Here is a 20,862-nt window from a genome sequence, read left to right on the forward strand (position 1 = left end):
GGGTCGGCCGCGGTCAGCCCGATGAGGGGCCGAAGCCGCGCCGGTGCAGGATCGCCGCGGCGGTCCCGTCGAGCAGCAGGCCCCCGGCCAGCAGGGCCCGTACGGCCGGATCGCCGAAGGCCCAGGCGGCCTGGCCGAACAGCGCCTGCACCGGGGCGGGTTCGGCCGTGACGGGCACTCCGAGGCGCAGCAGGAACTCGGCCGCCGGGCCCGGGTCGACCGCCAGCTCGGTCAGGTCTCCGCCGCGCGCCCTGACGTGGACCGCGGCGTCCTGCGCGAAGGGCAGGCCGACACCGAGGGTGCGCTGCCCGCGCGGATGCTGCCGGCTGACGAGGTCCAGGGCGGGGCGGGAGCGGCGCAGGAGTTCGGCGGTCCGGGGGTGACGGCCGGGGCGGGCGCCGTGCATGGGGTAGAGGTTGAGCAGGAGGGCGTCCGCGCCGGAGAGCTGGGCCGCGACCATCTCCGACCAGGTCTGCACATCGGATTTGGACCAGGCGGTGTGCGGCCAGTTCTCGATCTCGGGCTCGCTGTCCACGAACTCCGGCCGCAGGGAGCGCTGCAGTTCCGGCATCCACACCTGCCGGGCGAGCTCGCGTCCGGGGGCGTCCGCGTACGGGGCGAAGTGCGGGCGGTGCGCGGCGCCGCCCCCGGGGGCCAGGGCCTCGAAGAGCGCGCTCCAGTCCCGGCCCTCCACGGAGGCGGCGTCCAGGCCGGAGCTCATCAGCCCGGTGCGGGAGCGTCCGGCCGAGCGCCGGTGCACCTCGGCGGCCACCTGAGCGGCGACCTCCTGCTGCGCGGTCCGCCAGACTTGCTGCCACTGGGCGCGCAGCGGGTGCGGGGGGGCCGGGGGCGGTGAGTGCAGCTACCAGTTCGGGACGCGGGACCGGGCGTCCGGCGAGGGCGGCCAGCCGGTCCAGCATGAGGGGTTCGAAGCCGCCGCCCCAGTCCAGCGGGGCGTGGTTGTGGAAGCGGAAGTCGTCCTCCAGCCACAGCACCCGGAAGCCGAGCTCGGCGAAGCGCCCGTAGTGCCCGGTCAGCCACGCGCGCCAGCGCGGGCAGGCGAAGGAGGCCTGCGCCGCCGCGACGTGGCCGGTCGGGGACACCATGGGTGCGAAGCCGTGGGTGTCGGTGCGGCCCCGGTCGGCGTGGCCGGTGGTCACCCAGGGGTTGAGGCTCACGTCGAGGCCGGCGCCGAGGAGGACCTCCTGGGCGATGGCCGCGGCTTCGTACCAGAGGTCCTCGTGGGGTCCGGAGAGGTGGCCGGTGAAATGCTCCTCGGCCCCGAGGAGCAGCACCACTTCCGCGACGCCCGCGTCGGTGCAGGTCTTGGCCAGTTCGGCCGCCGTGGACGCGACCGCGTCCGGGCCTTCGTACGGATGGATCTGGAACCGCAGGTGGTACCGGGCACTCACGCCGTCGGCCTCCTCGCCGTCAGCTCGCGGGCGAACGCACCGTCGAGCAATTAGTTTGGTTAGGGTCTAAATTAATGAGGGCTCCGTCAACCCCGCGCACCGCGTCCGCTCCGGAACGTCCACTCCGAACGCTCCGGAAACGGGGAGGCGGGACGGGGCGGGCAGGTCCCGGACCCACGGGTGGCAGACTCTCGGGGGACGGCAGTGAGGAGTACCGGTGAGGACAGATCCGCGAAGCGTGCGGCGCAGCGGCGACGAGGACGGGCGGGGCGACGGGAGCGGCCGAGGCGATGCGGGCATCCGCCCCGTCGTGATCAACGGCCCGGCCAGACCCGCCGGCAGGGCCTCCATCCGCCGGGCCAACCTCGGTCTCCTGCTGCGCCTCCTGCGCGACGCCGGACCGCGTTCCCGCGCGCGGATCGCCGATGACGCGGGGCTGCCGAGGCCCACGGTCACCGGACTGGTCACCGAGCTCATCGAACTCGGCCTGGTCCGCGAGGGGGACGCCGAGCGGGACGGCTCGGTGGGCCGCCCCGGCCAGAACGTCCGGATCGACGGCCGCGCGCTGTGCGGGATCGGCCTGGAGATCAACGTCGACTACCTGGCCGTCGTGGCCCTGACCCTGGGCGGGGACACCGTCTTCGAGCGGCGGGTCGCCATGGACGTCCGCGCCGCAGGGCCCGAAGCGGTCCTGGACTGCGCCGCCGGGCTGGTCCGCGAAGCCCTCGCCACCCTGGACGCCGCCGCGATCGCCACGGCCGGGGTCACCGTCGCCGCCCCCGGGGTCGTCGACATCGCGGCGGGCACCGTCGTCTACGCCGCGAACATCGACTGGCGCGGCGTCCATGCGGTCAGCGGGATCCGCGCCCGCCTCGGGCGCGGAGCCCCCCCGCTACGCCTGGAGAACGACGCCAAACTCGGCGCGGTGGCCGAGTACTTGGAGGCCTCCGCGGCCGGCATCCACGACCTCATCTACGTCACCGGAGAGACCGGCGTGGGCGGCGGCATCATCAGCGGCGGCCGGCTCCACCGCGGAGCCGCCGGGTTCGCCGGGGAGATCGGCCACATGCCGCTCGACCCGGGCGGCGCGCTCTGCGCCTGCGGGCGCCGGGGCTGCTGGGAGACCATGGTCGGGCTCACGGCCCTGTTGCGGCACGCCGCCGCCCCGGAGGATCCCGTGCACGACCCCTCCCTGGACCTGGAGACCCGGCTGACGGACCTTCAGTCGCGGGCGGCCGCCGGGGACTCCCGCACGCTGGAGGCCCTGGACCGGATCGCCGACGGTCTCGGCCTGGGGCTGGCACTGCTGGCGGACGTGCTGAACCCGCGCGCCGTGGTGCTCGGCGGGTACTTCACCTACTTCGGCGACCGGCTGGCCCCACGGGTGGAGCAGCTGATGGCCGAACGCGTCATGGCACCGGACACGGGCGGCTGCCGCCTCCTGCTGTCCACGCTCGGCTTCACCGCTCCGGCGCGAGGCGGCGCGCTGCTCGCCCTCGACCCGGTGTACGAGGACCCGGCGCGGACGGTGGCGGCGGCTACGGGTTCCTGAGAACCCGGCACGCGGACGTCACGGCCATCACGGGCGACTCCTCAGGCCCCGCCGGTCCAAAACCGCCGGGGCCGGCGGCCCTCCTCGCCCCACCGGCCCCGAACGGCCGGGGCGGGCGAAGCCTCAGGCCCCGCCCGCCCCGCCGGCCCAGAACGGCCGGGCCAGGAGGGCCGCGGCACGCACCGCCGCCCCGTCCAGGACCAGGGCCGCGTCCCGCAGCCCCCGTTCCGGCCAGGCGCACGACACCGTGAGCGGGCCGGGCGGCGGCAGCGGCCAGGTCCACAGCGTCATGCGTACGTCCCCGCCGCCCTCCGGGCCGCCCCAGGAGCCCTCGTACCCGCTGACGACCATCGTCGGTCCCCGCCCGTCCCGCAGCCCGGTGTCGTCGTCCTGCACCACGACACCGCCGTCGCCGAGCCGGAGGCGGAAGGCCGGCCACGCGGGCCCGGCGGGTTCCGTGAGGTCGGGAGCCGGCCCGTCCGGGGCCGGGGGCCCGCCGGGGGGTGAGGACGCGCCGCGCGCGTGGGCCTCCACCTCGATCTCCAGCCCGGCCGGGTAGGCCAGGACGTGCCGGGCCACCACCACGACCCCGTCCGTCCGGCCGATCACCGCCGGCCCCGCGACGTGTCCACCCATCATCCGCGGCGGCGCGTGCCACTCGGGCGGATCGTACGCACTTCCCCTGTCCGGATCCTCAAGCACGGGCAGAGCGTAGCCGGTTGGGGGCCGCGCGGGTGGGGCGAAGGAGAAGGCGACCTCGGACCCTGCCCAGTCGGCCCGACCGGCCACGCAAGTCTTCGGTGTCTGTTCACTCCCCCGTGACCTGCATCTTCCCGGCGGGAGGCGGAGCGCCCGGTCGAATGATCGAAGCAAAGGTCTGGACCACTTGAGATGCGCCAATCCCGTGGCCGATTGAACGTGTTGGCCGCGCGGAAACAATTGGTCTATACCTCTGACGCTATGGTGGCCATGGCCATCTGAAACGGTCGCATAAACAGCCGTGGGGTGCTTTATGACCTTGTTTCATCTTCCGCAACCTCCTTCCGACGAAGAGCTCTACTGGTACTTCGGCCCGCAACGACGCTGGGTCCTGATCAGCACGAGCCTCGCCTTCGTCTTCACCGCGGCGACCATGTTCACCTTCGCGCTGCGCACTCCGGCCCTGTGGGCCTTCCTCGCCGTGCTCGGGCTCAACCTCGTCGCCCTCGTCCTGTCCTCGGTGAACAGCCTGCGCCAGCGCAGGCTGACCCGGCCCTCGCACGAGGTGCTCGTCCGCGCCTGGCAGCCCGCCCGACTGCCCGGCGTGGACCTCTACTTGCCGACCTGCGGCGAGCCGCTCCCCGTCCTGGACAACGCCTACCGCGCGGTCTCGGCCGTCGACTGGCCCGGGGCGCTGACCACTTGGGTCCTCGACGACGCCGACCGTCCCGAAGTCGCCTCGCTGGCGGCCTCGTACGGGTACGAATACGTCGTACGGCCCGACCGGGGGTACCTGAAGAAGGCCGGCAACCTCAATCACGCACTGACCCTGAGCGGCGCCGAGTTCATCGCCATCCTCGACGCCGACTTCGCGCCCCGGCCGGACTTCCTGCGCCACCTCGTGCCCTATCTGGCCGACCCGGCGGTCGGGATCGTCCAGAGCCCGCAGTGCTTCGACACCGACGGGTCCATGGGGTGGATCCAGCGGGCCGCGGGCTCCGCCCAGGAGTGGTTCTTCCGCTGGATCCAGCCGTCCCGGGACGCGAGCGACGCCGCCATCTGCTGCGGCAGCAACGCCGTCTACCGGCGCGCCGCCATCGACCTGGCCGGCGGCTTCGCCCGCCTCGACCACAGCGAGGACCTGTACACCGGCCTCGCCCTGCACGCCCAGGGGTTCCGCACCCTGTACGTGCCGGTTCTGGTCGCCAAGGGCACCTCCCCCGACGAGGTCACCTCCTTCGTCAACCAGCAGTACCGGTGGGCGATGGGCAACCTCCACCTCCTCACCACGCCCGTCTTGCGGGGCATGGGCGCGCCCTGGCGGATGCGGCTGTGCTTCTACGAGGGCGTCGTCGGCTACCTGGCCGCCGCCGTCAACACCTTCGCGGCGCCGCTGCCGCCCCTGGTGATGATGTTCTGGTACCCGGACGACATCCGGCCCTGGCACGTCCTGCCGCTGCTCGCCCCGCTCTGGCTCTGGCACGTGCTGCTCCCGCGGATCAGCAGGACCCGCTGGCGGGTGGAGGTGATCCGGGCGAACGTCCTGACGAGCGTCGCGGCCGCCACCGCCTTCCTGCACACGCTGCGCGGCCGCAGCGCCGACTGGGTGCCCACCGGCACCAGGGGCCCGGCCCGTTCCGGCGGGATGGCCCGCCGGGTGGTGGGCGTCTCGCTGCTCTGGCTGGTCCTGTCCAACGGCGCCGCCGCCGCGGGTCTGGCGCTGGCCGTGGCCCGCAACGGCTGGGAGCCCAACTGGGGGCTGCTTCTCTACTTCCTGGTGCAGTGCCAGATCAACGGGCCGCTGGTCCGGGACCTGTTCACCGAGCTTCGGCCGGCGGCGCTCGCCGGGAAGCCCGCCACGGCCGCCACTCCGGCCGGCGGCCGTCGCCCCGGTCTCGGACGGGCCCCCGCCAGCCGCTCCCGCACGGGCGTCCTGCCGCGCCGCTGGCCCGAGACCCTCGCCGCCTCGGCGGTGCTCCTGCTCACCGGCCTGCTGGCATCCGGGTGGGTCAACCCCATGCTTCCCTGGCTGAGTTGAAAGGCTTCACGACCACCATGCACTCCCCCGTCCCCGTCCCCTCTCCCCCGGCCTCCCCCGCACCACCTCCCGAACCGCCCGCCCCGGCCCGCTCCGGCGGGGAGTCCGGGCCCAGCCCGCACCGCTCCGCCTTCCGGCCCGACATCGAGGGGCTGCGCGCCGTCGCCGTCCTCGCGGTCCTCGCCTTCCACGCCGGGGTTCCGGGGCTCGCGGGCGGATTCGTCGGCGTGGACGTCTTCTTCGTCGTGTCCGGCTACCTCATCACCGGCCTGCTCGTCCGCGAGGCGATCACCACCGGCCGGATCCGGCTCCTGGACTTCTTCTCCCGGCGGGCCCGCCGGCTCCTGCCCTCCGCGGCCGTCGTGCTCGGTACGGTGGCGCTGGCCGGGGCCTGGCTGACCGTACCGCTGCGCCGCGCCGACCTGGAGCACGACGTGGTCGCGGCGGCGCTCTCCGTCGCCAACTGGCGGTTCGTCGCCCAGCGGACCGACTACCTCGCCGCCGGGCACGAGCAGAGCCCGCTGCTGCACTTCTGGTCCCTCGCCGTCGAGGAGCAGTTCTACCTCGTCTGGGCGCCGCTGCTCGCCCTGATCGTGCTCGGCGCGGCCCGGGCCGTACGCCGGGGCCGCGCCGTGCGCGCCGCCGTGGCGCTGGCCGCCGTACCGCTGGTGCTCGCGTCGTTCGCGCTGTCCCTTCGCTGGACGGACCACTCCGCCTCCCTCGCGTACCTCGCCACGCCCTCGCGGGTCTGGCAGTTCGGGGTCGGGGCGCTGGTGGCCCTGCTGCCCTGGCACCTGATGCGCGGGCCGCGCCCGCTGCGGCTGCTCTGCGGCTGGGCCGGGGGCGCGGCGATCGTCTGGAGCGCCGTCGCGTACGACGCGGCCACGCCCTATCCCGGCTACGCGGCCCTGGTGCCGACCCTCGGGGCGGCCGCCGTGATCCTCGCCGCGATACCCGGCCGGGGCGAGCGCAGCTCGCCGGGCGGCTACGGGATCGGCCTGCTCCTCGCGGGGCGGGCTCCCCGGGCGGTGGGTCGGCTCTCCTACACCCTGTACCTGTGGCACTGGCCGGTGCTCGTCCTCGCCGAGGCCCGCTTCGGGCCCCAGGACTGGCCGGTGAAGGCGGCGCTCACGCTGGCCGCCGCACTGCCCGCCTACGCCACCATGCGCTGGGTCGAGCAGCCGCTGCGCCGCAGCCGTACCGTCTCCGAACTCCCGCGCCGGGGGCTGTCGGTGGGCGTCACGGCGGTGGTCCTGCCGGTGGTCCTCGCGCTCGTGGTGGGGACCACCACGCTGAACCTGCTGGGTCCCGCCACGCCCGTCCAGCTGAGCGGCCTGCCCCCGGGCGCCGTCTCCGGCCCGAACCTGCTCGCCCGTACGGGTTCCGCACCGCTGGGGCCGGGCCCCGTGGTGCCCGGCCCCGCCCAGGCCCGGGCGGACTTCCCGCCGGACGGGGCCTGCGAGGTGGCGCCGGCCGTGACCCGCAGCCCGGACTGCCTGTTCGGGGCGGTGGACAGCCCGGACCGGATCGTGCTGCTCGGCGATTCGCACGCGGGCCAGTGGTTCTCCGCGATGCTCGCCGTGGCCGCTCAACGCGGCTGGTCGCTGCAGGAGTTGGTGAAGCAGGGCTGCCCCCTGCCGCAGCTCGCGGTGGACAGCCCCCAGCTCGGCCGCGCCTACCGGGAGTGCGACACCTGGCGCGCCGACACCCTGGACCGGCTGCGGCGGCAGCCGAAGCCGCGGCTCATCGTGATCTCCTCACTCAACCGCTACACCGCCGATTCCGAACTCCTCTCCCAAGCCTGGGAGAAGACCCTCGAACCCCTGCGGGCGATCGGTGCGCCGATCGTCTACATCGAGGACACGCCCGTACCGGGTACGGACGTCCCCGCGTGCGTGTCCGGCAGCCCCGGGGATCCCGCCGCCTGCGCGTTCAGCCGTACGGACTCCCGGCAGCCCGATCCGCTGGCCCGGCGGATCGCCTCCGGCGCCCTGCCCGGCGTACGCGCCGTGAGCGTGAACCCGGTGCTGTGCCCGGGCGACGGGCCGACCTGCCCGGCCGTGCTGGACCGCATCATGCTCTACCGGGACGACGCCCACCTGACCAACGTGGCGGTCGTCGTCCTGACCCCGCGGCTCGAGCGGCTGCTCACGGACTCCGGGGCGCTGCCCGCCGTGGGCGCATCCGCCACCTCACCCGGGGAGGCCCGGCCTGCGGGGTGGGCCGAGCTGTTCCGGGACGAGTTCGACGGTCCCGCCGGCAGCCCGCCGTCCTCCACGAACTGGCTGCACGACACGGGCACGTGCTATCCGGGATGCCCCGCGGCCCAGTGGGGCACGGGTGAGATCGAGACGATGACCGACTCGACCGACAACGTGCGTCTCGACGGCAAGGGCGCGCTGGAGATCGTCCCCACCCGTACGGACGGCGCGTGGAAGTCGGGCCGCATCGAGACCCGGCGCTCTGACTTCGCTCCCCCGGCCGGCGGGACCCTGCGGATCGAGGCCTCGATCGCGCTGCCCGAGGTGACCGGCGCGAAGGCCGCGGGCTACTGGCCGGCGTTCTGGACCCTCGGGGCGCCGCTGCGCGACGGGTACACGGGCTGGCCGGGCGTCGGGGAGCTCGACATCATGGAATCGGTCAACGGCCGGGACAGCGTCTTCGCGACCATGCACTGCGGAACCCTCGAAGGCGGCCCCTGCCGGGAGCCGGCGGGCCTGAGCTCGGGCCCGCGGCCGTGCGGGGACTGCCGTACGGGCTTCCACGCGTACGCCGTCGAGGTCGATCTCTCCCCGGGCGCCGAGGAGGTGCGCTGGTACCTGGACGGCCGCGTGCACCACCGGGTGGCCGCCTCCGGGATGGACCCGGACACCTGGAAGCGGGCGGTGGACCACGGCCTCTTCCTGATCCTCAACGTGGCCGTCGGCGGCAGCCTCCCCCTGGCCGACGGCGCGACCCCGGGCCCGGCCACCGAACCGGGCCACCCGATGCGGGTCGACCGGGTGACGGTGTCCACGCGGGGGTGAGGTGTCAGTCCGATCCGAAGCCCCGGAAGGTTCCTGACGCGTCAGCCGCCTCTGCGTGCTCCGCGAAGTACATGCTTCGCGAGGCCGAGGTTGGCCGAGGCGTCGGGAAACCAGCGGGCCGGGGCCCTGAACGTCCGCCCGGGTTCGATCCAGAGGTTCACGGCCAGGAGCGGGTGGGCGGGGTCGGCCGTCGCACGCCGCCCCGGAGCCGCCGGCGGGGTCTGCGCGCCGGCGGGGCTGGCCGCCGGGCGTGCCCCGTCCGGCGAGGTCTGGCCCACCCCGGCCGGGAAGGGTGGGACAGTGGAGGCATGTGTGGTCGATACGCCTCCTCCCGTGCGCCGGAAGACCTCGCCGGGCTCTTCGATGCCCGGCTCGATCCGGGCCTGGCTCTGGGGCCTTCCTGGAACGTCGCGCCCACCGACGACGTGTGGGCGGTCCTGGAGCGCGCCGACCGGGACACCGGGGAGCTCGGGCGGCAGCTGCGTCCGGTGCGGTGGGGGCTGGTGCCGTCCTGGGCCAAGGACCCGGCCGTGGGATCGCGGATGATCAACGCGCGGGTGGAGACCGTCCACGAGAAGCCCGCCTACCGGCGGGCCCTGGCCAAACGCCGCTGCCTGCTGCCCGCGGACGGCTTCTTCGAGTGGGTCGCCGTACCCGCCACCGGATCGGCCAAGGCCTACAAGCAGCCCTACTTCATCCGCCCCGAAACCGGCTCCGTCATGGCCATGGCCGGTCTGTACGAGTTCTGGCGCGACCCCTCCGCCGCCGACCGGGACGATCCGGACGCCTGGCTCACCACGGCCACGATCATCACCACCGAGGCCACCGACGCGGCCGGCCGCATCCATCCCCGGATGCCGCTCGCCCTCGACCCCGGCGACTACGAGGCCTGGCTCGACCCCTCGCACGAGGACACGTCGGATCTCCGTGCCCTGCTCCACACCCCCGCCGACGGGCGGCTCGCGGTGACCGCGGTCTCCACCGCCGTCAACAGCGTCCGCAACAACGGCCCCCACCTCATCGATCCCACCGGCTGACGGCGACGTCCGACCGCACCGGCCGACCTCACCAGAACCCCGCATTGTCTCGGAAATTCGTACGACTCCGGGGGCTGATTTCGGGGTTTCCAACGGTTTGGCGGGACGATCCGGCATTTGGTGCCCGCCGCGCCCCGGCCGCTGCGATGCTTCCGCCGGTATCACTGGGCCGTCGTCCTTCCAACGGGCCCTGGAATACCGGCGAACGGGCGGCATCGCCGGGCGAAGCCGCGTTCCGGTTCGTCGTGCGGCAGCGTCCGGCCGCGGCTTCCCAGGAGTATGCGACTCCGGCCGCTGCCGGGCGGAGGCGAGAGGGGGAGACTTCGATGTCTTCGACTGCTCTGTTACATGCTCCGCGTGCCCAGTGGCGGCGCCGCCTGCTGGCGGTGGCCGCGTCCTCGGCGCTGGCCGCGGGCGGCCTGACGGTTCTGGCGCCCCCGGCTGCGGCGGAGGGGGTGTGCGCCGCCCCGGTCCTGGTGGGTGCCACGACCACGATCACCTGCTCCGCGGGGGGTTCCGGAAGCGTCACCGTACCCGAGGGCGTCGTGAGCGGTGTGGTGACCCTGGACGGCGCCGGGGGCGGGAACGCCGCCGACGGGACCGCCGGAGGCAAGGGCGCGCACCTCGTCGCGACCGTCCCCGCCACTCCCGGGCAGGTCTTCAACGTGACCGTCGGCCGGCGCGGTGCCACCGGCACGCCGAGCGTGCAGTTCGGCGTACCGGGATCCGGAGGCGCCCTCGTCGCGGTGACCACGGACACCAACGCACCGCTGCTGACGGCCGGTTCGGGCGGTGGGGCGGGCGGAGCGGGCATCGGCTCGCCCGCCTTCCGGGGAGCCGCCGGAGGTGACAGCGGCAGGGCGGGAGCCCATGGCAACGGCCTGGCCTCCGACGCCGAGGGCGGTACGGGCGGTGGCCCGGGCACCGACACGGCCGGCGGGGCGGCGGGGATCGGCGGCCCCGGCGCGGACAACGAGGGCCCGAACGGCTCCCCGGGCGCCTTCCCGAACGGCTCCGGCGGGGCCGCCGCCCAGGGCGTGTTCAGCCCGACGGGCGCCGGCGGCCGCGGCGGCGCCGGGTACGGCGGCGGAGGCCGGGGCGGGGCCGGCGGCAGATACGGCTCCACCGGTGGTGGCGGAGGGGGCGGTGGCGGAGGGTCCAGCCTGGTCTCCGGGACGGTTCCCGGCTCCGCGGTCACCCTGACCGACGGCACCAACGCCGGTGACGGGCGGATCGTATTCGCCTTCACCCTCCCGCCCACGGTCACCTCCGTCGGCCCGGCCGCCGGGCCCACGGCCGGCGGCACAGCCGTGACGGTCACCGGCACCAACCTGACCGGCGCCGCCCTCACCTTCGGTGCGGGCAACCCGGCCACCGACGTCACGTGCACGGCGACCTCCTGCACCGCCACCGCGCCGTCCGGAACCGGCGCCGTGGACGTCCAGGCGACCACCGCCGGCGGCACCAGCGCCCCCTCCCCCGGCGGCAGGTACACCTACGTCCCCGTCCCCGTGGTGACCTCCCTCAGCCCGTCCACCGGCACGACGGCCGGCGGTACGGTCGTCACCGTCACCGGCACCGGCCTGGACGGCGCCACCGCGATCACCTTCGGCCCCGGCAGCCCGGGCACCGGCCTCTCCTGCACCTCCACGGCCTGCACCGCCGCCGCGCCCGCCCACGGCGCGGGCCCCGTTGACGTCCAGGTCACCACGCCCGGCGGCACCAGCGCCGTGACCGGCGCGGGCCGGTACACGTACCAGCTCCCGCCCGCCGACATCGACGTGGACCTGACGGCGCAGCCCGGCCTCGGGCTGCTGGTCCCCTACCTCACCTACACCCTGACGGCCCGCAACACCGGTCCCGGTACGGTCACTTCGGCCACGGTCACCGCGACCCTGCCGCCGGGCGCGTCCGCCAACACCCTGTCCCCGGGCTGCACGGCCGCCGGGTCCAGCGTGACCTGCTCCTACGGGACCATCGCCAACGGCGCCGCCGTCACCAGGACGTTCCGGGTACCGCTGGGGCTGCTCTCCCTGGGCCGCGTCTCGGTCTCCGCCACCCGTACGGCGTCCGCGCCGACCGACCCCAACCCGCTCAACGACAGCGCGACCGCGAGCTGCACGGTCGTCTCCGTCCTCCTGGCCACCTGCCCCTGACCCCACACCTACCTCTGACCCCGCACCTGCGTCGCCCCCGACGGGACGCCCCGCACCCATGAAGGCCGCCGGCCCGCCTCGTCCCGAGGCGGGCCGGCGGTGTGTCCGGGCCGAGGTCAGGCGGGGTCGGCCGCGGCGAGCAGCCGGGGCGGGTCCTGCGGGCGGAGGAGGCGGACGGCCCGGCCGCGTAGCCGTCGAGGGGCCGGAAACCCGGTCGACAGCCCGGCCCCGGCACGGTGGGATGGCTGCGAACGTCCGCCGTCCGGAGCGGGCCGGGCACGGGAGCCGTTCTTGACGAGCGAGACGACGGAGGCGGCGGACACGGCGGCGGCGAGGAGGCCGGCGGACACGGCGGCCACAGCGGCGGTCCAGTCGGCGGCGCCGGACCAGGAGGCCCGCCCTGTCATCGACGCGGCGCTGGTCAGGCGCCTGGTCGACGCCCAGTTCCCGCGCTGGGCGGGGCTCCCCCTCCGTCTCCTCGACCCGGCCGGGTCCGACCACGTGATCTACCGGCTGGGCCGGGAGCTGTCCGTCCGGCTGCCCCGCGGGCCCGGGGTCGCCGGGCAGGCCGCGAAGGAGGCCGAGTGGCTGCCCCGGCTCGCCCCGCACCTGCCGCTGGCCGTCCCCGTACCGGTGGCCGTGGGAAGGCCCGGCTTCAGCTATCCGTGGCCGTGGTCGGTGTCCCGCTGGCTGGACGGAGAGGTGGCGACCGCCGCGGCACTGGCCGACTCCCCCGCGGCCGCGGTGGCACTGGCCCGGTTCCTGACCGACCTGCAGCGGTTCGCGTCCCCGGACCTCCCGGCCGGGACCGTCCCCGCGGACCTGACCGGAACTCCGCTGGCCGACCGGGACCGCGCGACGCGGGCCGCCATCGCGGAGGTCTCCGGCGTCTTCGACGCGGCGGCCATGACCGCCCTGTGGGAAGCGGCTCTCGCCGCCCCCGGCTGGGGCCGGCCGCCGGTCTGGTTCCACGGGGACTTCCACACCGGCAACCTGCTGACCTCCGGCGGGAGCCTCAGCGCGGTCATCGACTTCGGCGGGCTCGGCATCGGGGACCCCGCCTGCGATCTGACCATCGCCTTCACCCTGTTGTCCGCCGCCGGCCGGGCCGTCTTCCGCGCCGCTCTGGACGTGGACGAGGCCACGTGGACGCGCGGCCGGGGCTGCGCCCTGGCCACCGGCCTGGGCGCCTACACCTTCCACGCCGCGACCGACCCCCGCGTCGCGGCGCAGACCACCCGGCAGATCACCGAGGCGCTCATCGGCTGATCCCTCACCACACCTTGGCGAGGAAGGCGCGGGTGCGGGGGTGCCGGGGGTCGTCCAGGACGGCCCCGGGCGCTCCCTGCTCCACGACGACCCCGCCGTCCATGAACACGACGGTGTCCGCCACCTCCCGGGCGAAGCCGAGCTCGTGGGTCACGACGAGCATGGTGGTTCCGGTGCGGGCCAGGTCCTTGATGACGTCCAGGACCTCACCGACCAGTTCCGGGTCGAGCGCCGAGGTCGGCTCGTCGAAGAGCAGTACCTTCGGCTCGAGCGCGAGCGCCCGGGCGATCGCCACCCGCTGCTGCTGTCCTCCGGACAGCTGGCGCGGGTAGGCGGCGGCCTTGTCGCTCAGCCCGACCCGCTCCAGCAGCCGGCGGGCCGTCGCCTCGGCCTCCTCCCGCGGCCTGCGCAGCGCGGAGACCGGGGCCTCGACGAGGTTCTCCAGGACGGTGAGGTGCGTGAAGAGGTTCAAGTCCTGGAAGACGAACCCGATGTGCGTGCGCTGTTTCAACACCTTCTTCTCCTTGAGTTCGTGCAGTTTGCCGCGGTGGCCCCGGTAGCCGATGAGTTCTCCGTCGACGCTGATCCAGCCGCGGTCCACCTTCTCCAGGTGGTTGATGGTGCGCAGGAGCGTGGACTTCCCCGAGCCCGAGGGGCCCAGGATCACGGTGACCTCCCCGGCGCGGACCCTCAGGTCGACCCCGCGCAGCACCTCCAGGGGTCCGAAGCTCTTGTGGACGCCGCGGACCTCCACCATGGCCGGTCCGGCTGCGGGCCCGCTCACGTGTGCTCGGCCGGGTTGATCTGCGAGGTGTCGATCGCGGAGGGCGTGGTGCCCCACTTCTTCAGGATCCGCGCGTAGGTGCCGTCCTTGATCAGCGCGTTGACGGCGGCCTGGAAGGCGGGGGTCAGCGCGGAGCCCTTCTTGAAGGCGAAGCCGACGTCGAGACGGTGGTACTCGCCGAGGAAGGTCGTCTGCGCGGCGGGCTGGGCCGCCTGGTGGCGCAGCCCGTTGATCGTCGACATGACGACGTCGATCCGGCCCTGCTGGAGGGCCGTGGTGACGGCCCCGCCGTCGGAGAAGACCTTGACCTCGTACGGCTTCTTCCCGGCGGCCGCGCAGACCTCCTTCTTGGCGGTGAGGGTCTTCTCGAACGTCGTGCCGGCGCCGGTGCCGATGGTCAGTCCGCACAGCTGGGTGAGGTCGGAGACCTGCCCGGTCAGTACGGTGCTGCCCGTCTTGACCGCGAAGCCCTGGCCGTCGTTGATGTAGGTGACGAAGTCGACGGACTTCAGGCGTTCGGTGGTGACGCCGAAGTTGCCCGTTCCGACGTCGTACTTGCCGCTGCCGAGGGCGGGGAGGATCGTCTCGAAGGAGGCGTCCTGCCGCTCCAGCTTCACGCCGAGGACCTTGCCCACCGCGGCTGCGATGTCGATGTCCTGCCCGGCGGGCGGCTTGTCCTGCCCGTTGGGGTAGTACGCCGACGGCGGCGCTCCGACGGAGCCGCCGATCCGCAGGCTGCCCGCCTTGCGGACCTCGGCGGGAAGCAGGGCCGCGATCGACTCCACGGTCCGTACGCCGGCGACCGGATCGTCGGCCGGAGCGGGAGAGGCGAGGGCGCCGGCCACCGGAGGCGAGGCGTCACCGGATCCGCAGGCCGTCAGGGTCGCCAGCAGGGCGAGGGGCAGGAGGGCGAGTGCGGTGCGCGGACGCACGCGGCGCACGCTCGCGCGCGGGCTCATCCGCGCACCGCCGTCAGGGTCTGGCGGGGAGATGCGGCTTCGGGGCGGGCGCCGCTCTCGGCGTCCCGTGCTGCGTCCCGTTCGACGTCGCGTGCCGCGTCCCGCTTCGCGACCTCCTCACGGACCAGCGGGATCACGTACCGGCCGAAGTCGACGGCGTCGCCGAGCAGGTCGTAGCCGCGGGCCGACAGGATGTCCACGCCGAGGTCGTAGTAGTCCAGCAGCGCCTGGGCCACCGTCTCCGGCGTGCCGACCAGGGCGTTGGAGTTGCCCGCGCCCCCGGTGGCGGCGGCGGTCGGGGTCCACAGGGCCCGGTCGTAGCGCTCCCCCGCCTCGGCGATGGCGATCAGCCGCTGCGATCCGGTGTTCTGCGGCGCCGCGGCCTCCGACACCCCGTTGCGGTGCCGCTGTACGGTACCCGCCCGCCTGCGCTGTCTGATGGCGCCCACCGTGCGGTGGGCCTTCTCCCAGGCCAGCTCCTCGGTCGGGGCGATGATCGGGCGGAACGCGACCTGGATGCGGGGCGCCTCGGTTCGGCCCGCGGCCCGCGCGGCGGCCCGTACGGCCTCGATCTGCTGGGCCGTCTGCTCCAGGGGTTCGCCCCACAGGCAGTAGATGTCGGCCTCCGCGCCGCCGGCCGCGTAGGCGGCGGGTGAGGAGCCGCCGAACGAGACGTTCGGGCGCGGCTGCTGGACGGGGAAGACGTCGCTGACGAAGTCGTGGAAGCGGTAGTGCTCGCCCTCGTGGTCGAAGGCCTCGTGGGTGGTCCAGATCTTCTTGACGATGCGGATGTACTCGAGGGTGCGGGCGTAGCGCTCGTCCTTGCCGAGGACGTCGCCCTCGCGGCCCTGTTCGTGGTCGTTGCCGCCGGTGATGAAGTGCACGGCCAGCCGGCCGCCGCTGATCTGGTCGAGGGTCGCGAAGGTCTTCGCGGCGAAGGTGGGGTACGAGACGTTGGGCCGGTGGGCCAGCAGGATCTGCAGCCGCTCCAGCTTGCTCGCGATGTACGCGGCGGCCGGTGCGGGGTCCGGAGTACCGGAGCCGTAGGCGAACAGCACCCGGTCCCAGCCGTGTTCCTCGTGCGCCCTGGCGAGGCGGAGCGTGTACTCCCTGTCGAAGGCGGAGCCGGATCGTGCGGTGGTTTCGGAGCCGTCGTTGGTGGCGGCTATGCCGAGGAACTCCACGGGCATGGGTGTGGCCTTTCGAAAACGTGCGGCGGATCGCCTCAGGGCAGGGTGAACCACCCCCGGAGCAGCAATGCGTGATGATCCGTCAGCCGCTCGGTCGCGGGACGGAACGGGGTGGGGGTGATCAGGAGGGCGCGACGGTGCGGGCGTGACGACGCCGGGTGTCGCAGACAGGGTGCGGCGGCAGCGCGCGTCCTGGTTCGCAGCAGCCCGGGCCGGCGGCGGTCGTGGCCCGCGGGACGGTTGCGCGAGGGGAGAACTCGGCCCGCGACGGGGTCACCGAGGGAGGGAAGGGCCGGTCGGACAGCCCGCTGCCGCGTCAGGCGCAACAGGCCGCGGACCACACCCGACCGAAGTCGATGTAGTCGCGCGAGACCAGGCGCTGATGGGCGTTCATGCGACTACTTGAACAGTACGGAGCGCCCTTCGTCAAGCAACGGCCCGGATGCCGGACGGTCCCGACCGCCCCTGAACGGCGCACTGTTGACACGTTCGTGTGGTGCGCGCATACGATCGGCGGCGTTCCGGCCCCGCCTTGCGCGCGGGCCGGTCCGGCCGTGTTGAGGGACACGGCGAGCGTGACGACGCCCGTACCCGCGTCCGGCGGCTTGCCGCGCCCGCGATCCCTCCCACTCCCCGGAGCACCTCCATGACCACCGTTTCCGACGTCTCCGACGCGCCCCGCGTGTCCGACGCCTTCCCGCCCTCCGCCCCCGGCGCCGAGCCGCCGCCGATCGTGCCGCGCCGGCGTCTCGGCCGTCAGGTGTCGGCTGCCGCCGCCCTGCTGGTCTTCGCGATGGTGCTGGTCTCCGTCGTGCGCAACGAGGCCTTCCAATGGGGCCTGGTGGGCCGGTACTTCACCACCACCGCCGTGCTCGACGGGCTCCTGCTGACCCTCTGGCTGACCGGCGTGGTGATGGTGCTGGGGTTCCTGTTCGGCACCGTCCTCGCCGTGATGCGGCTGTCGGGCAACCCGGTGCTGCGCACCCTGAGCTGGGGTTACGTGTGGGTGTTCCGGTCCACGCCGCTGCTGGTGCAGCTGCTGTTCTGGTTCAACATCGGCGCCCTGTACCCGACGCTCGGCCTGGGCATCCCCTACGGCCCCCAGCTCTTCAGCGTCAGTACGGTCAACCTGCTCGGCCCGACCCTGACCGCCGTCATCGGCCTGACCCTGCACGAGACAGCGTACGCCGCCGAGGTGGTGCGCGGCGGCATCCTCTCCGTGGACCCGGGCCAGACCGAGGCCGCTCAGGCGCTCGGGCTGAGCAGGCGCCGGACGCTGTACCGGATCGTGGTGCCCCAGGCCATGCGCTCGATCGTGCCGACCGCCGGGAACATGCTCATCGGCACGCTCAAGGGCACCAGCATCGTCAGCGTGCTGGCCGTGCACGACCTGCTGTACTCGGTGCAGTTGGTCTACAACCAGAACTACCAGGTCATCCCGCTGCTGATGGTGGCGACCCTCTGGTACGTCGCGGTCACCACCGTGCTGAGCGCGGGCCAGTACTACGTCGAGCGGCACTACGCGCGCGGGAGCTCGCGCGGCCTTCCGCCCACCCTGCTGCGGCTGCTGCGCCTCCGGCTCACCGCCCTGCGCGACCGCCCGAACCCGGTGACCGCACCCGGCGATCGCTGAGTTTCATTTCACGAACAGGCGTTGTGTGTACGGCGGATGAAATCGGAACACGATTTCACGCGTCCGGATATCCAGGCCGTTGACACCCCTTCTCCGGGCTGCCTAGCTTACGCCGCAGATAAAGAGATATCGGCGGCCTCTCCTGTTCTGCTTGACGGCTGCTTTTCGATTCTGCGCCTATTCGAAGCCGTGGAGTGTCCTTGACCGAATCACTGCTCCTCTCCGCGCCCGCCGGCCCCACCGGGCCGCCCGGGCCGGCCGAGCGGGTCCTCCCGCTGCGCCGGCCCGGGCGGTGGGTCGCCGGCATCGTCGTCCTGGTGCTGGTCTCGCAGGCCGCCCACGGGCTCATCACCAACCCCTTCTACCAATGGGACCGGTTCGCGTACTGGTTCGCCCGCCCGGTGATCCTGGACGGGCTGCTCATCACCCTCCAGGTGGCCGCGTACAGCGCGGTGCTCGGCCTGGCGGGCGGCGTCCTGCTGGCGCTCGGACGGCTCTCGGGCAGCCCGGTGCTGCGGTCGGTGAGCTGGACCTACATCTGGCTCCTGCGCTCCGTGCCGCTGATCGTCGTCCTGCTCTTCCTGTACAACCTCAGTGCCCTGTACCCCACCCTCAGCATCGGCGTGCCGTTCGGCCCCGCCTTCGTGACCTTCGACGAGTCGCGGCTCGCCACCGACATGGCGGTCGCGGTGGTCGGGCTGAGCCTGAGCGAGGCCGCGTACGCCGCCGAGATCGTCCGGGCCGGCGTGCTCTCCGTCGACCAGGGCCAGCACGAGGCGGCCGCGGCACTGGGCCTGCCCAAGCGCTACCAGTTCGCCAGGATCGTCTTCCCGCAGGCGCTCCGATCGATCGTGCCCTCCTACGTCAACCAGCTGATCGGCCTGCTCAAGGCCACCTCACTGGTCTTCTACGTGTCCCTGCTGGACCTGTTCGGCTCGGTGCAGAGCCTGGGCAGCACCTATCCCGGCGACGTGGTGCCGCTGCTGCTGGTGGCGACGGTCTGGTACGTGGTCCTCACCAGCCTGGTCTCCGTCGTCCAGTACTACGTCGAGCGCCACTACGCCCGCGGGGCGCTGCGCACCCCGGTGCCGACTCCCCTCCAGCGGGCCCGGGCGGGCCTGCGCGACCTGCGGATCCGCTACCGGAAGGAGACGGCCCGATGAGCGAGAACACCGGTACCGCCACGGCCGCGCGGCCCGCCGCCATCGAGGTGCACGACGTGCACAAGTGGTTCGGCGGCCGGCGGGTCCTCGACGGGGTGAGCCTGACGGTCGCGCCGGGCACGGTCACCGTGATCCTGGGGCGCTCCGGATCCGGCAAGTCGACGCTGCTGCGGGTGCTCAACCACCTGGAGCGACCCGAGGCCGGGCACGTCAGCATCGGCGGCGAGCTGATCGGCGTCCAGCGGCACGGGGGCCGGCTCAAGGAGCTGCGGGAGCGGGCGATCCTCGCCCAGCGCGGCCGGATCGGCTTCGTCTTCCAGAACTTCAACCTCTTCCCGCACCTGACGGTGCTGGACAACGTCGCCGCGGCCCCGGTGGCCACCGGCAGGCTGTCCCGGCCGCAGGCACAGGCCCTGGCGCAGGATCTGCTGCGCCGCGTAGGACTCGGGAACCGCGGCGGCACCTACCCGCGGCAGCTGTCCGGCGGGCAGCAGCAGCGGGTGGCCATCGCCCGGGCCCTGGCCCTGCGGCCGGGGGTCATCCTCTTCGACGAACCCACGTCGGCGCTCGACCCCGAGCTGGTCGGGGAGGTGCTCTCGGTGATCAAGGACCTGGCCACCGGGGGCACCACCCTGGTGATCGTGACCCACGAGATCGGCTTCGCCCGCGAGGTGGCCGACGAGGTCGTCTTCCTGCACGAGGGCCGGATCGTCGAACAGGGCCCGCCCTCGCAGGTGCTGGACCATCCCGCGCACCCGCGCACCCGGGAGTTCCTCAGCAAGGTGCTCTGAGCACCCCGCCCCACCCGTCCCACACCCTCGCCAACTCCCCTTCTTCGCATCACCGAACCTCCGAACCTCCGAAAGGCAACACCATGCAGCGCCCGTCCCTCCTGCGCAACAGACTCGTCCGCGGCCTCGGCGCCACGACCGCCGCCGTCGCCCTCGCCGCCGGACTCACCGCGTGCGGCGGTGACGCGAAGGCCTCCGGCACCGCCTCGGGCCCGGGCTCGGACAAGGTGATCGTCGGCGCCGTCTCCAACGGAGCCGCCCAGCAGGCGAAACTGTCCGTCCCGGTCGTCGAGTCCCTGCGCGCGAAGCTCCCGAAGGAGGTGCGCGACCGCGGTGAGCTGGTCATCGGCGTCGGCGCCCTGCCCGCCGGCTTCCCGCCGCTCGCCTACGTCGGCACCGACCAGAAGACCCTCACCGGCGCGGAGCCCGACCTCGGCCGCCTCGTCGCCGCGACCCTGGGTCTGAAGCCCGTGGTGAAGAACTCCACGTGGGAGAACCTCTTCGTCGGCATCGACAGCGGCAAGGTCGACGTGGCCTTCTCCAACGTCACGGTCACCGAGGAGCGCAAGAAGAAGTACGACTTCGCCTCCTACCGGCAGGACAACCTGGCCTTCGAAGCGCTGAAGGAGAACACCTGGGAGTTCGGCGGCGACTACCGCAAGCTGGCGGGCCTGACGGTGTCGGTCAGCAAGGGCACCAACCAGGAGAAGATCCTCCTGGAGTGGCAGAAGAAACTCCAGTCCGAGGGCAAGGACATCACGGTCAAGTACTTCCCCGACGCCAACAGCGTCTACCTCGCGCTGAGCGGCAAGAAGATCGACCTCAACTTCGGTCCGAACCCGTCGATCTCCTACCACATCACCCAGACCGCGAGCGGCAACGCCCCGACGCGGAACGCCGGTTCGTTCTCCGGTGCCGGTGAGACCCTCCAGGGGCTGATCGCCGCGACCGCGAAGAAGGACAGCGGGCTGGCCGCGCCGGTGGCCGAGGCCATCAACCACCTCGCCAAGAGCGGCCAGTACCCGAAGCTCCTGACCGCCTGGAACCTCTCCAACGAGGCCGTGCCCACCTCCCTGGTGAACCCGCCCGGCCTGCCCACGACCAACTCCTGACCCCGCGGGCCGGCCGTCCCCGGCCCGTTCAGGCATCCCAC

17 protein-coding genes are annotated in these 20,862 nt (G+C 73.5%); 11 read left to right on the forward strand and 6 right to left on the reverse strand.

Going from position 1 to position 20,862, the window contains the following annotated elements:
• Nucleotides 1–13: 13 nt before the first annotated feature.
• Entirely contained in the window at nt 14–772 is a 759-nt protein-coding gene (locus tag OG435_RS35630) for a hypothetical protein (protein WP_266883359.1), read from the reverse strand.
• Nucleotides 773–1,118: 346 nt separating this feature from the next.
• Between OG435_RS35630 and OG435_RS35635 the strand changes: the two genes are divergently transcribed.
• Both OG435_RS35635 and OG435_RS35640 read left to right on the forward strand, forming a co-directional pair.
• Nucleotides 1,119–1,466, forward strand: a complete 348-nt coding sequence (locus tag OG435_RS35635) for a hypothetical protein (RefSeq protein ID WP_266883361.1) — start codon at nt 1,119–1,121, stop codon at nt 1,464–1,466.
• A gap of 163 nt (nt 1,467–1,629) precedes the next feature.
• Nucleotides 1,630–2,964: an ROK family transcriptional regulator gene (locus tag OG435_RS35640; RefSeq protein WP_266883363.1), complete on the forward strand. Its 1,335-nt coding sequence runs from the start codon at nt 1,630–1,632 to the stop codon at nt 2,962–2,964.
• Nucleotides 2,965–3,087: 123 nt separating this feature from the next.
• Here the strand turns inward: OG435_RS35640 and OG435_RS35645 are convergent, their stop codons facing one another.
• A complete protein-coding gene (locus tag OG435_RS35645) occupies nt 3,088–3,666 on the reverse strand; it encodes a hypothetical protein (RefSeq protein ID WP_266883365.1) in 579 nt (192 codons plus the stop codon).
• A 310-nt stretch (nt 3,667–3,976) separates the two neighbouring features.
• On the opposite strand from OG435_RS35645, the gene OG435_RS35650 reads away from it, so the two are divergent.
• Nucleotides 3,977–5,701: a glycosyltransferase family 2 protein gene (locus OG435_RS35650; RefSeq protein WP_266883367.1), complete on the forward strand. Its 1,725-nt coding sequence runs from the start codon at nt 3,977–3,979 to the stop codon at nt 5,699–5,701.
• 17 nt (nt 5,702–5,718) lie between these two features.
• Nucleotides 5,719–8,727: an SGNH hydrolase domain-containing protein gene (locus tag OG435_RS35655; protein ID WP_266886378.1), complete on the forward strand. Its 3,009-nt coding sequence runs from the start codon at nt 5,719–5,721 to the stop codon at nt 8,725–8,727.
• 41 nt (nt 8,728–8,768) lie between these two features.
• Here OG435_RS35655 and OG435_RS50820 read toward each other — a convergent pair whose 3' ends face one another.
• Nucleotides 8,769–9,005, reverse strand: coding sequence for a DUF6924 domain-containing protein (locus OG435_RS50820; protein WP_430625800.1), 237 nt, complete (start codon nt 9,003–9,005; stop codon nt 8,769–8,771).
• A 30-nt stretch (nt 9,006–9,035) separates the two neighbouring features.
• Here OG435_RS50820 and OG435_RS35660 point away from each other — a divergent pair, with 30 nt between their 5' ends.
• The 3 genes from OG435_RS35660 (at nt 9,036) to OG435_RS35670 (ending at nt 13,189) form a co-directional block, all read left to right on the forward strand.
• The gene (locus OG435_RS35660; RefSeq protein WP_266883369.1) at nt 9,036–9,764 is read left to right on the forward strand and encodes an SOS response-associated peptidase; all 729 of its coding nucleotides are present in this window, start codon (nt 9,036–9,038) and stop codon (nt 9,762–9,764) included.
• A 386-nt stretch (nt 9,765–10,150) separates the two neighbouring features.
• Nucleotides 10,151–11,920, forward strand: coding sequence for an IPT/TIG domain-containing protein (locus tag OG435_RS35665; protein ID WP_266883371.1), 1,770 nt, complete (start codon nt 10,151–10,153; stop codon nt 11,918–11,920).
• Between the two features lie 405 nt (nt 11,921–12,325).
• A complete protein-coding gene (locus OG435_RS35670; RefSeq protein ID WP_266886380.1) occupies nt 12,326–13,189 on the forward strand; it encodes an aminoglycoside phosphotransferase family protein in 864 nt (287 codons plus the stop codon).
• Nucleotides 13,190–13,193: 4 nt separating this feature from the next.
• On the opposite strand, the gene OG435_RS35675 is transcribed toward OG435_RS35670, so the two are convergent.
• The 3 genes from OG435_RS35675 to OG435_RS35685 are packed head-to-tail and all read right to left on the reverse strand — an operon-like array spanning nt 13,194 to nt 16,122.
• On the reverse strand, nt 13,194–13,946 hold the full coding sequence (locus OG435_RS35675; RefSeq protein WP_266886382.1) for an amino acid ABC transporter ATP-binding protein: 753 nt from the start codon (nt 13,944–13,946) through the stop codon (nt 13,194–13,196).
• 23 nt (nt 13,947–13,969) lie between these two features.
• Nucleotides 13,970–14,932: an ABC transporter substrate-binding protein gene (locus tag OG435_RS35680; protein WP_266883373.1), complete on the reverse strand. Its 963-nt coding sequence runs from the start codon at nt 14,930–14,932 to the stop codon at nt 13,970–13,972.
• Nucleotides 14,929–16,122 carry an LLM class flavin-dependent oxidoreductase gene (locus OG435_RS35685; RefSeq protein ID WP_266883375.1) on the reverse strand — a complete coding sequence of 398 codons (1,194 nt, stop codon included), beginning with the start codon at nt 16,120–16,122 and terminating at the stop codon, nt 14,929–14,931. The genes OG435_RS35680 and OG435_RS35685 overlap by 4 nt, the downstream gene beginning before the upstream one ends.
• 646 nt (nt 16,123–16,768) lie before the next feature.
• On the opposite strand from OG435_RS35685, the gene OG435_RS35690 reads away from it, so the two are divergent.
• The 4 genes from OG435_RS35690 to OG435_RS35705 all read left to right on the forward strand — a co-directional run bounded on the left by OG435_RS35690 (nt 16,769) and on the right by OG435_RS35705 (nt 20,821).
• Nucleotides 16,769–17,755 carry an amino acid ABC transporter permease gene (locus OG435_RS35690; RefSeq protein ID WP_266883377.1) on the forward strand — a complete coding sequence of 329 codons (987 nt, stop codon included), beginning with the start codon at nt 16,769–16,771 and terminating at the stop codon, nt 17,753–17,755.
• Nucleotides 17,756–17,955: 200 nt separating this feature from the next.
• The gene (locus OG435_RS35695) at nt 17,956–18,918 is read left to right on the forward strand and encodes an amino acid ABC transporter permease (RefSeq protein WP_266883379.1); all 963 of its coding nucleotides are present in this window, start codon (nt 17,956–17,958) and stop codon (nt 18,916–18,918) included.
• Nucleotides 18,915–19,709 carry an amino acid ABC transporter ATP-binding protein gene (locus OG435_RS35700; protein ID WP_266883381.1) on the forward strand — a complete coding sequence of 265 codons (795 nt, stop codon included), beginning with the start codon at nt 18,915–18,917 and terminating at the stop codon, nt 19,707–19,709. The genes OG435_RS35695 and OG435_RS35700 overlap by 4 nt, the downstream gene beginning before the upstream one ends.
• Nucleotides 19,710–19,792: 83 nt before the next feature.
• The gene (locus OG435_RS35705) at nt 19,793–20,821 is read left to right on the forward strand and encodes a transporter substrate-binding domain-containing protein (protein WP_266883383.1); all 1,029 of its coding nucleotides are present in this window, start codon (nt 19,793–19,795) and stop codon (nt 20,819–20,821) included.
• Nucleotides 20,822–20,862: the final 41 nt, after the last annotated feature.

Origin of the sequence: Streptomyces sp. NBC_01264 (assembly GCF_026340675.1) — a bacterium.
Lineage (GTDB): Bacteria > Actinomycetota > Actinomycetes > Streptomycetales > Streptomycetaceae > Streptomyces.